This is a genomic window from Pseudoduganella lutea, assembly GCF_004209755.1.
Taxonomy (GTDB): Bacteria; Pseudomonadota; Gammaproteobacteria; order Burkholderiales; family Burkholderiaceae_D; genus Rugamonas; species Rugamonas lutea.
The window spans coordinates 110,911-123,927 of sequence record NZ_CP035913.1 but is presented as its reverse complement, the minus strand read 5'-3'; the positions used below and the strand labels follow the sequence as shown (position 1 = coordinate 123,927).

8 protein-coding genes are annotated in these 13,017 nt (G+C 67.6%); 5 read left to right on the top strand and 3 right to left on the bottom strand.

Going from position 1 to position 13,017, the window contains the following annotated elements; translation table 11 throughout:
* Positions 1-113: 113 nt before the first annotated feature.
* Both EWM63_RS00540 and EWM63_RS00535 read right to left on the bottom strand, forming a co-directional pair.
* Entirely contained in the window at positions 114-647 is a 534-nt protein-coding gene (locus tag EWM63_RS00540) for a gluconokinase (RefSeq protein WP_229487647.1), read from the bottom strand.
* Between the two features lie 351 nt (positions 648-998).
* Entirely contained in the window at positions 999-2,762 is a 1,764-nt protein-coding gene (locus EWM63_RS00535) for an HAD family acid phosphatase (protein ID WP_130184812.1), read from the bottom strand.
* Positions 2,763-3,018: 256 nt separating this feature from the next.
* Between EWM63_RS00535 and EWM63_RS00530 the strand changes: the two genes are divergently transcribed.
* From EWM63_RS00530 to EWM63_RS00515, 4 genes are all read left to right on the top strand, one after another.
* Positions 3,019-3,321, top strand: a complete 303-nt coding sequence (locus EWM63_RS00530) for a hypothetical protein (protein ID WP_130184811.1) — start codon at positions 3,019-3,021, stop codon at positions 3,319-3,321.
* A 116-nt stretch (positions 3,322-3,437) separates the two neighbouring features.
* Positions 3,438-4,847: a GntP family permease gene (locus tag EWM63_RS00525; RefSeq protein ID WP_130184810.1), complete on the top strand. Its 1,410-nt coding sequence runs from the start codon at positions 3,438-3,440 to the stop codon at positions 4,845-4,847.
* 191 nt (positions 4,848-5,038) lie between these two features.
* Positions 5,039-6,151, top strand: a complete 1,113-nt coding sequence (locus tag EWM63_RS00520; protein WP_130184809.1) for a Gfo/Idh/MocA family protein — start codon at positions 5,039-5,041, stop codon at positions 6,149-6,151.
* 89 nt (positions 6,152-6,240) lie between these two features.
* Positions 6,241-9,381 (top strand): glycoside hydrolase family 2 TIM barrel-domain containing protein, encoded by a 3,141-nt coding sequence (locus EWM63_RS00515; protein ID WP_130184808.1) that lies wholly within the window; start codon positions 6,241-6,243, stop codon positions 9,379-9,381.
* Between the two features lie 53 nt (positions 9,382-9,434).
* Here EWM63_RS00515 and EWM63_RS00510 read toward each other — a convergent pair whose 3' ends face one another.
* Positions 9,435-11,915 carry a glycoside hydrolase family 95 protein gene (locus EWM63_RS00510; protein WP_207221210.1) on the bottom strand — a complete coding sequence of 827 codons (2,481 nt, stop codon included), beginning with the start codon at positions 11,913-11,915 and terminating at the stop codon, positions 9,435-9,437.
* 179 nt (positions 11,916-12,094) lie between these two features.
* On the opposite strand from EWM63_RS00510, the gene EWM63_RS00505 reads away from it, so the two are divergent.
* A complete protein-coding gene (locus EWM63_RS00505) occupies positions 12,095-13,006 on the top strand; it encodes a GntR family transcriptional regulator (RefSeq protein WP_130184807.1) in 912 nt (303 codons plus the stop codon).
* Positions 13,007-13,017: the final 11 nt, after the last annotated feature.

The window sequence follows — 13,017 nt, the reverse complement described above, 5'->3', positions numbered from 1 at the left end:
GGTACGCTGCCCCGGACGGTGGCGCGCGACCTCGGATTGCAACGGCAGTTGTGCTTCCTGTTCCCGTCCGTTCAGCCTTGCTCGTTCACTTCTGCGTATTTACTTCTGCGTATTTACTTCTGACCAAGGATGCGTTCCACCAGCTTTGCCGGTGGTATTGCAATGTCGAGCCGCAGGCCGCCCTCGTCGTCGTACAGCGGTTCCAGGTCGCGCAGCTGGCTGTCCAGCAGTGCGGGCGGCATGTAGTGGTCCGTGCGCTTGCCGAGGCGGTCCGCGATCAGCTCGCGCGGGCCTTGCAGGTGGGCGAAGCGCAGGCCAGGGTCGGCCTGGCGCAGCAGGTCGCGGTAACGACGCTTGAGCGCCGAGCACGACACCACGAGGCCTTCATTGCGTTCGCGCGCCTGGGCGATTTCACTGGCGAGCGCCTGCAGCCAGCCGGCGCGGTCCGCGTCGTCCAGCGGGAAGCCGGCCGACATCTTTGCCACGTTTTCGGCCGGATGGAACCGGTCGCCCTCGATGAAACGGGTGCCGAGCCGGTTGGCCAGTTCCGTGCCGACGGTGCTCTTGCCACAGCCGCAGACACCCATCACGACCCAGCGCTGGGCGCTGACGGAGGACGTTGGCGGTGGGGGGCTTGCTGGGGTCATGAAGGTCTCCGTGTTAGTTGATTGGCTAGTTAGCGCTATCATCGCGTTGTCAGCCGTGGCACGTAAAGCGCTTATTTGTGCTGCAATGCAGCATGAAAAGTCTTGCAGTTGTCTTGAATCAGCGACGACGGCCAGCAAGCCCCCTCTGAATACGAGGCAAAAGCTGATAGCGCTATCAGTTGTGCGCAGCGCAAACGTGTAGGTGCGAATGTGGTTTTTGCAACACGCTAGTGCAATTCGGAACTGAAGCCCTGGGATGTTGCCGAAAACCGGGGGCAGACCCCATTTTTCGGCAACATTTCCAGAAATTGGGGTCTGACCCCGGTTTGGAGAAATGTTTCGGCGGGCGTGCTAGTCGATCGTCAGCACGGCGGGGCAGTGGTCGGAGAATTTGTGCCGGGCCGCGGTGGGGCCATCGAACGTGAGGCGCGAGTATGTCAGCCGGCCGAGCGCGGCGAGGGACTGGCTGACGAGGATGTTGTCGATCGCGGCGGGCGGGTGACGGTCCAGTGGGGAGCAGCGCACGTGGGCCTGGCCGGCGGTGGCGCGCAGCAGTACCGCGCCTTCCGGCTTGCCGTCGCTGAGTGCCTGGAACACGGCTTCGGGCCGCGCTTCGTCCGTGCCGGCGGGAAGGCCGGCATCGAGTTCCAGGCGCCGGTTGAAGTCGCCCAGCACGGCGAAGCGCGCCTGTTCGGCGGCGCGGGCGTCGATCCACCGTTCCAGCACGGGCACCTGTTTGCGCAGCGCTGAACATGGGGTCGATGCCGGCGCATCGGCCAGCGACCCGGCGAAGCAGCCGCTTTTCAGGTGCACGGCCAGCAGGCGCACGGCGCGCGGCGTGCCCGGGTACAGCGTGATGTCGGCACCCGAGCGCGTGGCGCCGTCGATGTCCAGTTCCTTTACTTCCGGATTGCAGGCGAAGGCAATGCCGCTGCGCACGGCGAAGCCCACCTTCTGCGGGTGGGCGCGCGACGTGAAGCAGGCCAGCTGCCAGCCGTCGCGGAACACCGTGGCCGCCGCTTCCGGCCCATCCACTTCCTGCAGCGCCACCACGTCCGCCGGGATGCGGCGCGCCACGTCGGCCAGCGCATCGAAGTCGGCGGCCACGCGGCGGGGCACGGGCGGACGGTCCTTGCTGCACGGGATGGCCCGCGTATGCGATGGCGGCATGCCCGCCGTGCAGGTCGCCTTCAGCGCATCGTGGGTGGCGGTCGTCATCAGCCACTCCATGTTCCACGTGGCGAGCGCAAGGCGCTCGCCGGCGGGCAGGGCGGCGCTGTCCAGCGCGGCGTACTGTCCGTCGAGGGAACCCAGGCGCTCCATCCACGAGCCGTACATCGGATTGGGGATGACGAACCAGCGCCGGCCGATTTCGGCCTCGGCCAGTTTCGCCAGCGCGCGGTCGCGCGCGTGCAGGGCGTGGGCCTGGGACGGCGAAATGAAATCGCGCATGTCGTCGCCGACGAGCATCACGATGCGGTGCGTTGCCGCCACGAGCTGGCGCCGCGAGGTCTTGTCGGTGCGCCACCCGGGTCGCTCCCCCTTGAGCAGGAAGGCCTGCGGATCGTCGGCGCGGGGAAAGCCCAGCTTTGCCATGTTGGCCATCGTGTCCGCCTTGGCCTTGCAAGGCTTTTCGCCGGAATTCTCGCCAGCCATGCATTCGCGGTTCGTCACATAGAAGATGCGCGCACCTGCCTTGTCGACGGCCCGGGCGAAATCCAGCGCGCCCGGCACCGCCACCGCGCTGCGCAGGCCGACCCAGCGCGCCCAGGCGGCTTCGTCGTACGGCGCGCCGTCGCGCACCAGCCACGCTTCGAACGGGCTGTTGTCGAGCATCGTTTCATCCACGTCGACGACAACGGCCGGTGGCAGGGCGGCGGTGTCCACGTCCTGCTGCTCGACGGCGGCACTGCCCGGTGTGGCGATGGCCTGTTTCAGCATGCCGGTGGCCGTGCGATAGATCGACAGCGTGGCCAGCCGCGCTTCCGGCGCTTGCTGCATCCACAGCACGCTGGCCAGCAGTTCGCGGTGCTGCACCGGCGGCGCGGCATGGGATACCAGCGGCAATGAGGTCGCCAGCAGCACGGCGGCACGCGACAATATCGGGGCGGGCATTCGTTCTCCGTTGAGGTTGAAAGGGGAGATGCTGGGGGCAGCGCGCCCGATTGTCCAGTACCGGGGTTCGATGCCGCTGTCCAATCCTGCGTGGTGGACGGTACGGGGCAAGCACGGCGGCGCAGCGCGTTCTCCGGGCAGGCCGGCCGGACGACTATACGCCCCCGGGCGGTGGCGCAATCTCGCACATTGTCACTTCGCCGCCGGCCGGCACGGTGCTACCATGGCGTTTCACCACCACAGCCCGGAGCCCGCCATGAAAAGCACGATCGACAACCATCCGCTGCAGCCGTTTTCGGCCCGCAAGGCCTTGCGCGTGCTGCTCGTCACCGGCGCATTGCTGCTCGTGCCGCTGGTGTCGATGCAGCTTGGCGGCGCATTCGACTGGGGCGCCTTCGACTTCGTGGCGGCCGCCGTGCTGCTGGCCGGCACGGGCTTCGCGCTGGAACTGGCGCTGGCGAAGTTGCGCACCGGCCGCGCGCGCGCCACGGCGGCGGCGGTGATCGTGCTGGCCCTGCTGGCGATCTGGGCGGAGCTGGCCGTCGGCCTCTTCCACTGACCGATCCCCCTCGGGCCGCGCTGCGCGCGGCTTGCTGCCTGCAAGCGGCTTCGTGTGCGCGCAGGTCGTCGGGGATTCGCTAGCATGGCGGCTTGCCAACCCGACAATAGCCGCCCATGTCCTTCCTGATCGTCCTTGCCGCCCTGGCTTTCCTCATGTTCGCCGCGTATCGCGGCTACAGCGTCATCCTGTTTGCACCCGTGGCCGCGCTGGGTGCCGTGCTGCTGACGGAACCTGCCGCCGTCGCCCCCGTGTTTTCCGGCATCTTCATGGAAAAGATGGTCGGCTTCGTGAAGCTGTACTTTCCCGTGTTCCTGCTCGGTGCCGTGTTCGGCAAGCTGGTCGAGATGGCCGGCTTCTCGCAATCGATCGTGCATGCCGCGATCCGCTATATCGGCAGCACGCGGGCCAACGCGGTGATCGTGGCCGTGTGCGCGCTGCTCACGTATGGCGGCGTGTCGCTGTTCGTGGTGGTGTTCGCCGTGTATCCGTTCGCCGCGGAACTGTACCGCCAAAGCGGTATCCCGAAGCGGCTGATGCCGGGCGCGATCGCGCTGGGCGCGTTCTCGTTCACGATGGACACGCTGCCGGGCACGCCGCAAATCCAGAACATCATTCCCACAACGTTCTTCCAGACCACCGGCTGGGCCGCCCCGTCGCTCAGCATCGTCGGCGCGATCGCCACCGTGATCGCCGGCCTGGCCTACCTCGAATGGCGCCGCCGCACGGTGATGGCGACGGGCGAGGGGTATGGCGCCGACGATGCCGCCGGGGCGGGAAAGGCGGCTGGCCCGTCGGCGGCGGACCTGCCGCATCCACTGCTGTCGGTGGCACCGCTGGTGCTGGTCGGCGTGGCCAACTTCGTACTCACCGCCGCCATCGCGCAGTGGTACGGCACCAGCTACACGTTGACGTCGGATCTGCTGCCCGGCCTGAAGACACCCGTGGAAACCCCGATCAAGACCGTCGTCGGCATCTGGGCGGTCGAGGGCGCGCTGTTGCTGGGCATCCTGCTGGTGTGCGCGACGGCGTTCCGGCGCATTCGCGCGTCGTTCGCGGAAGGGACCAAGGCGGCCGTCGGCGGCGCGCTGCTGGCCGCGATGAACACAGCCTCCGAATATGGCTTCGGCGGCGTGATCGCCGCGCTGCCGGGCTTCATCGCCGTCAGCGAGGCGCTGCGCAAGATTCCCGACCCGCTGGTGAACGCGGCGATCTCGGTGACCACGCTGTCCGGCATCACCGGTTCCGCCTCGGGCGGCATGAGCATCGCGCTGGCGGCGATGGCGGACAGCTTCATCGCCGGCTGCAACGCCGCCGGCATTCCGCTCGAGGTGCTGCACCGCGTGGTGGCAATGGCCAGCGGCGGCATGGATACGCTGCCGCACAACGGCGCGGTGATCACGCTGCTGGCGGTCACCGGGCTGACGCACAGGCAGTCGTACAAGGACATCTTCGGCATCACCATCATCAAGACGCTGGCCGTGTTCTTCGTGATCGCCGTGTATTACATGACGGGGCTGGTGTGACCGCGCCCGGCCCGGCGGCGCGGGGGCAGCGCATCGCCGTGGCCGGCTCAGCCGCCTTCAGGTCGGCGATGAAGCTGGCGAAGATCGCGTCAATGGCCGACGATCGTGGCAGCCGTGTGCCATGGCCAGCGGATTGCCATATAATCATCCGCAGCCTGAAATCGTTGTCATAACATTGAGAGGAGCTGGGCATGTCTGTGGATCTGGATCGACGTGGTTTCGTTCTCGCTGCCGGCGGCGCCATCGCCGCATCGGCAATCGGGCCTTCCGCGCTGGCGCAAACGGCGGGGCGGAAGGTGGGGTATGCGATCGTTGGCCTGGGCGGATATGGCCTGGGGCAGATCATCCCGCAGTTCAAGAACTGCGAGCACAGCCGGCTGGTGGCGCTGGTCAGCGGCGATCCCGCCAAGGCCAAGCGCGTGGCGGCGCAGTACGGCGTGCCCGAGTCGGGCATCTACAACTACGAGAACTACGACAGCATCCGCGACAATCCGGACATCGACATCGTCTACGTTTGCCTGCCCGTGTCGATGCATGCCGAGTACACGATCCGCGCCGCCAAGGCGGGCAAGCACGTGCTGTGCGAAAAGCCGATGGCGTTGTCGTCGAAGGAATGCGAGGCGATGATTGCGGCTTGCCGACAGGCCGGCAAGAAGCTCATGATCGGCTATCGCTGCCATTTCGAGCCCTTCAACCTGGAAGCGATCCGCCGCGCGCGCGCCGGCGAGATCGGCAAGCTGCGCTACTTCCGCTCCGAACATGGCTACACGGCCGGCGATCCGACGGCCTGGCGGTTGAAGAAGGCGATGTCGGGCGGCGGGTCGATCATGGACATCGGCATCTACGCGCTGCAGGCCGCGCGCTACATGACGGGCGAGGAACCGGTGGCCGTGTACGCCAAGGAAACGACCGACCGCAAGGACCCGCGCTTCCGCGAGGTGGAAGACATGATCGAGTTCCAGCTCGAATTCCCGTCCGGCGTGATCGGCTCCTGCATGTCGATGTACAGCGCCAACCGCAACCAAGTATTGCTGATGGGCGACAAGGGTCGCATCGAACTGGAGCCGGCCACCAACTACAGCGGCCAGCGGCTGTGGGTGGGCAAGGGCCGCGAAAACGAGATCACGCCGCCGCAGGGGCCGGGCAAGAACCAGTTCGCCGGCCAGCTCGATCACCTGGCCCAGTGCGTGCTCGAGAACCGCACGCCGATCGTGCCGGGCGAAGAGGGCCTGCGCGACATCCGCATCATCGAAGCCGTGTACCAGTCCGCGCGGGAAAAACGGCGGATTGCGCTGAAAGCCTGAAACATTTCCTGAAAACCGGTGCCACGCACCGGTTTTTTTGCAAAGTTTCCGTTAAGCTAACGTCTCTGACAACGATAACAGTGGAGACCATGCTGAAACGAACGACCTTGTCCGCCGCCGTCACCGTCGCGGTAGCGCTCGCATTTCCGGCCGTCGCGGCCGAACAGGCACGGGCCGAGTGGGAACAGCCGGAGGTGGTGGCTGTCAATCGCCAGCCGATGAAGGCCACCTTCTTCAACTTCGAATCGCCCGACAAGGCGCTCGCCGGCGACAAGGCGGCCTCGGGACGCTTCCGCTCGCTCGACGGCACGTGGTGGTTCGCCTACTCGCCCAATCCGGCGGCGCGGCCCAAGAATTTCTGGAAGCCGTCGTTCGACACCCGCAAGTGGGCCACCGTGCAGGTGCCCGGCATGATGCAGGCGCAGGGCCACGGCAAGCCGATCTTCACCAACATCAAGTACCCGTTCCCCGCCAACGAACCGTTCATCCCGCACGAACTCAATGAAGTGGGCTCGTACCGGCGCGACGTCGATGTGCCGGCGGATTGGAAGGGCCAGGACGTGTTCCTGCACATCGGCGCGGCCGGTGCCGCCTACTATGTGTGGGTCAACGGCGAAAAGGTCGGCTACTCGGAAGATTCCAAGCTGCCGTCCGAGTTCGACATCACGCGCCACGTGCGCCCGGGGAAGAACATGGTCGCGATCGAAGTCTATCGCTGGGCCGACGGCTCCTACCTGGAGGACCAGGATTTCTGGCGCGTGTCCGGCATCGAGCGCAGCGTGTACCTGTACGCGGAACCGAAAACACGGTTGCGCGACTTCAAGGTGACGGCATCGCTGGACAAGGCGGGCTACCGCGACGGCGTCTTCGAACTGGCCGCCGAAGTGGCCGGGCAGCCGGCGGCGGTCGAGGTGCGCGCACAGGTGCTCGACGGTACGCAGCCCGTGCTGGCGCTGAAAGGCACGCCGGGTGCGGATCGCAAGGCCGTGCTCTCGGGCGCCATCGCCGCCGTCAAGCCCTGGTCGGCCGAGACGCCGAACCTGTACACGCTGCTCGTCGAGCTGTATGACGCGCAGGGGCAGCTGCTGTCCGCCACGTCGCGCCGCATCGGCTTCAGGACGGTGGAGATCGCCGACGGCGAAGTGCGCGTCAACGGCAAGCGCGTGATGATCCGCGGCGTCAACCGCCACGAGCACGATCCGGTCACCTACCGCGTGATGTCGATGGAATCGATGCGGCGCGACGTGGAGCTGATGAAGCAGGCCAACGTCAACGCCGTGCGCACGTCGCACTATCCGAACGACCCGCGCTGGTACGACCTGGCCGACGAATACGGCCTGTACGTGATGGACGAGGCGAACATCGAGTCGCACGAGTACATGGAAAAGGGCGACCGCGCCGGCAGCCCCGAGGAACGAGCGAAGATCCAGCTGGGCTACAAGCCGCACTGGCGCGCCGCCCACCTGGACCGCGTGAGCCGCATGGTAGAGCGCGACAAGAACCACCCGTCGATCATCTTCTGGTCGCTGGGGAACGAGGCCGGCACCGGCCCGAACTTCGAGGCGGCGGCCGCATGGATCCGCCAGGCCGACCCGACCCGGCTGGTCAGCTACCTGGGCCACGGTACGCTGATCGAACGGCATGCGCCGAACGACTACGTGGACATCTACGCGCCCATGTACGACGACATCACGAAGATGATCGACTATGCCCAGGACCCCGCGTTCAAGCAGCCGATGATCCAGTGCGAATATGCGCATGCGATGGGCAATTCGCTGGGCAACCTGGAAGATTACTGGGAAACGATCCGCGCCCACCGCAAGCTGCAGGGCGGCTTCATCTGGGACTGGGTGGACCAGAGCGTGCTTGCCAAGGATGCGCAGGGCAGGGACTACTGGGCTTCCGGCTTCGACCTGAATCCGGAACGGGGCGACAACAGCGTGATCGGCGATGGCGTGGTGCGTGGCGACCGTACGCCCGACCCGGAATACTATGAGCTGCAGAAGGTGTATTCGCCCGTGGTGTTCGAGGGAAGCCCGGAAAAGGGCCGCATCACCGTGGTCAACCGCCATGACATGCGCGCACTCGATTACCTGGACTTCGACTGGGAACTGCTGCTCGACGGCGTGGCCGTGGCCCACGGCCGCCTCGAGGGCATCAAGGCGGCCGCCGGCGCGAAGCAGGATGTGCGGCTGGCGCTGCCCGCCCGCGCGCGCGGCGATGGCGAATACGTGCTGACGGTCTACGCGAAACAGCGCGCGGCCGAGCCGGGCCTGGCTGCCGGCGCCGTGGTCGGCTGGTCGCAGTTCGTGTTGCCTTCCGCCGGCAAGGCCGCCGCGGCGCGCCTGCCCGCGGCGGTGACGCCGCAGCGCGATGGCGACAGGATCGTGCTGGCCAGCCCGGCGGCGCGGCTGGAACTCGACACGCGCACCGGCACCGTCGACTACAGCGTGGCCGGCCGGTCCGTGCTGGCGGGCGGCACGCCGAACTTCTGGCGCGGCCTGACCGACAACGACGAAGGCACGGGCACGATGAAGAGCCACCAGGTATGGGGCGATTTCACGAAGGCGCGCCAGGTGCGCGACGTGAAGATCGACGGCACGGCGGTGAAGGTGCTGTATTCGTTCGGCGCCGGCGCGGTGCATTGGGAGAATGTGTACCGGATGCGGGCCGACGGCAGCGTGGACGTGCAGGCTACGTTCATGCCGCTGCGCGACGACCTGCCCGATCCGCTTCGCCTGGGCCTGCGCTTCGACAGCGCGCCGCAGCTGGACACGGTGAGCTGGTACGGCCGTGGCCCGCATGAATCCTACGTCGACCGCAAGACCGGCGCCGCCCTCGGCGCCTGGACGGGAAAGGTGGCGGACCAGTACCACGGCTACATGCGCCCGCAGGAAAGCGGCAACAAGATGGACGTGCGGCGCTTCGAGCTGCGCGGCGAGGGCGTGCCGGGCGTGGTCGTGCGGGGCAAGGAGCCGCTGGCCTTCACGGCGCTGGCCTTCCCGTACGAAGACCTGTACCTGCGCCCGCGCGGCACGTGGAAGAGCTCCGACATCCGGCCCCAGGGGGATGGGAAGACGGGCGGCACCGTGCTGGTCGACCTGGCCCAGGCCGGCGTGGGCGGCGACGATGGCTGGAGCAGCAATGGCCGCCCGCTCGTGAAGTACCGCATCCCGCTGGCGCGGGCCAGCTATACCTTCACGATGTCGCCGCCGCAGCAGCAGCGATAGGCTGCAATGTGCTCCCATCAGGCCTTCCGGTCCGATGGGAGCAACCGTCCCGCTCAGGCAAGCGCCTTGAGCGCCGGGCCGGTGGTGCGCAATGTACCGCCGGCATCGAGCTTCACGCGCACCACCTTGCCCTGGTGGCGCAGTGTCACCGTGTAGTCCGGCTTGCCCACGATCCGCAGCGACGTCAATTGCCCCCGTTCCCAGGCGAGATCGATCGTCAGGGCGCCGCGCGCGCGGATGCCGGTCACGCGGCCCGAAGGCCAGGCCGCCGGCAGCGCGGGCAACAGCAGTACCTCGCCACCCCACGATTGCAGCAGCATTTCCATGATGCCCGCCGCGCCGCCGAAATTGCCGTCGATCTGGAACGGCGGATGGGCGTCGAACATGTTCGGGTAGGTGCGGCGCGGCCCGGTCAGTCCCTTCAATACGGAATACGCGTGCTCGGCATCGCCCATGCGCGCCCACAGGCACAGGCGCCATGCCGTGCCCCAGCCAGTGGCGAGGTCGCCTCGGTCGAGCAGTGTCTGGCGCGCGGCGCGCACGAGTTCGGGCGTGTCGCGCACATTGGCCTGCGAACTCGGGTAGACGGCATACAGGTGCGACACGTGGCGGTGCCGCCGGTCCGGCGCCCGCGCATCCCAGTCTTCCAGCCATTCCTGGAACTGCCCCTGCTGGCCGACGCGGTCCGGCGCCAGCCGCGCGCGGGCGGCGTCGATGCGTTCCAGCAGCGCGGCATCCTGGCCGAGCAGGCGACCGGCTTCCAGCGTGTGGGCAAACAGGTCGCGCACGATCTGGCGGTCCATCGCCGGGCCGGCCACCAGCGAGGAGCCGAACGGATGACTGTTCTCCGGCGACATCGATGGCGACGTGACGAGCCCGCGCCCCTGCGGGTCTTCGACGAGCGTGTCGAGGAAGAATTCGGATGCGCCGCGCATCACCGGGTACAGGCGCCGCAGCACGCCCGCATCGCGGCTGTAGTCGTAGTGGTCCCACACCGTATTGCACAGCCACGCGCCGCCGCACGGCCACATGCCGTATTTCGCCGCGTCGATCGGCGCGGCGGCGCGCCACAGGTCGGTGTTGTGGTGCGTGACCCAGCCGCGCGCGCCATACATGGTCTTCGCCGTGCGCGCGCCCGTCTGCGCCAGGTCTTCGACCATGCGCAGCAGCGGTTCCACGCACACGCCCAGCCCGGCCGGGTCGGCCGGCCAGTAGTTCATCTCCGTATTGATGTTGATGGTGTACTTGCCGCCCCATGGCGGATTCGTGCCTTCGTTCCAGATGCCCTGCAGGTTGGCCGGTTGGGTGCCGGGCCGCGACGAGGCGATCAGCAGGTAGCGGGCATATTGCACGTACAGCGCGTCGAGCGCCGGGTCGTCCCGCTGGTTGCCTTCCTTGTCGACCGTGGCGATGCGCACGTCGGTGGGATTGGCGGCGCCGGCGCCCGTGCCCAGGTCGATCGACATCGTGCCGAACAGGCTGCCATGCTCCTCCATGTGCGCGCGTTTCAGGGTGGCATAGGGTTTGGCCGACGCCGCGGCCATCTGGCGGCGCACGATTGCCACCGGGTCGCCGCTCACGTCGGCGTAGTTCACGTAGCTGGTGGCGGCGGCGATGAGTACCGTGGCCGTGGTGGCGCCCGTCAGCGTGAGCTGGCCATCCGCGAAGCGCAGCTGGCCGTCGCCCGTGACCTGGATGCGCATCGCATAGCGCAGGCCCGCCGGGATGCCGTGCATGGCTTCGTTGCGGCCGGTGACGAGGATGGCACCGGGGCCATCCGCCTCGATGGCCGCGTCGGCGGGCAAGGCCCCCGCTTCTTCCACATGCAGCCAGTCGGTGGGCGGCGCATTGGCGAGATCCGTGGCCAGGCCCGGATAGTTCGACGCGATCGCCTTGACCTTGCGCGGCCCGCGCCAGCCCAGCGTAAACCCCAGCTTGCCCTTCGGCACCTGCAGACGCATGACGATCACCTGGTCGGGCGCCGACACGAAGCTTTCGCGCGTGTGCACGCCAAGCGCCGTGGTGAATCGCGTGCTGGTGATGGCGCTGGCCAGGTCGAGCGAGCGTTCGTAGCCGGTGGGCTTGCGGGCATCCTGCATCGTCAGCAGCACGTCGCCCAGGGTGCCATACGACATCTGGCGGATCGGCTTGCCCATCATGCCGGCGGCGACACCTTCGGTCGCTTCGGCGTACTTGCCCTCGGCAAGCAGCTGGCGCACTTTCGGCAGGGCCGCCACTGCATCGGGATTGTCCGGCGTGTAGGGCGCGCCGGCCCACAGCGTGTCTTCGTTGAGCTGCAGGCGTTCCTGGCCCACGCCACCAAAGACCATCGCCCCCAGGCGGCCGTTCCCCAGCGGCAGGGCCTCTTCCCAGCGCGCCGCGCTCTGGCGGTACCACAGCGTATTACTCCGCTTCGCCGCGGCGGTGCCGGCGGTGCCCGGCGCGGCCAGGCCGAGGGCCGGCGTGGCGGCCAGGGCGCCCATGCCCAGCATCAGGTTGCGCCGCATGCGGTCGGGGGCGGTGTGTCGTTTCATCTTGTCTCCATGGTGTTTTTTCGAGAACGGCTGCCAGCGGGAATTTGCGTGCAGTGTATTTAAATATATAAAAAACCGCAATGGGTTTCAGCGCTTTCGGTGTTCGCGGCACGGGCGGGGCGGGGTACGCGCGCAGGTATAATCCTCTTCCTTCGTTCCGCGAGGCTTCCCGCTCCGACATGGCGAAACCGCCCATCATCTTCAAGCGCAACACGAATATCCTGCTCGATCACATCGCCGCGACCGTGGCCGTGGGCGATGCGTTGCCCGCGGAGCAGCGGATGGCCGAAGTGACGCGGGGCAGCCGCACGGCGGTGCGTGCCAGCCTGGCCTACCTGCAGGAGCGCGGCCTGATCGCCGGGCTCGATGACCGGCGGCTGCTGCGCAAGCCGCGGCCGGCCGATTACTTCGACGAGGCGGAACTGCAGTCCGGCGCGCAGCGCATCCAGGAAGTGCTGATGGAGCGCATCTACCGCAACGACCTGCCGCCCGGCGCCGATTTCACCGAGACCGAACTGGCGCGCGCCGCGGGCGCCAGCACCATCAGCGTGCGCGAGTTCCTCATCGGCTTTTCACGCTTCGGCCTGATCGAGAAGAAGCCGCAAGGCGGCTGGCGCCTGTGCGCGTTCGACCGCACGTTCGCGACGGAGCTGGAACAGGTGCGGCGCATGTTCGAGCTGGCCGCCGTGGAGCAGCTGGTCGCGCTGCCGGCCGGTCATCCGGCATTCGACCGGCTGGACGCGTTGATCGCCCGGCATGAGCAGGTGAAGGCTGGACTGCCGCAGACGTCCGAGGCGTTCCCCGCGCTCGATCGGGAGATGCACACCTTTCTCATCGGCCTGCTGGACAACCGGTTCGCGATGGGGCTGAACGATCTCGTGTCGCTGGTGTTCCACTATCACTACCAGTGGGACAAAGGGGACGAGGTGCCGCGCAATGAACGCGCGCTGGACGAACACCTTGCGCTGCTGCGGGCGCTGGCGCGGCGCGATCGCAAGGGGGCATTGACCGCCATGGGCCGGCACCTGGATTCGGCGCGCAGCACGATGCTTGATTCGGTGGCGCGCAGGGCGAACGGGGTGGGGCGGTAGGCGGCGCACTG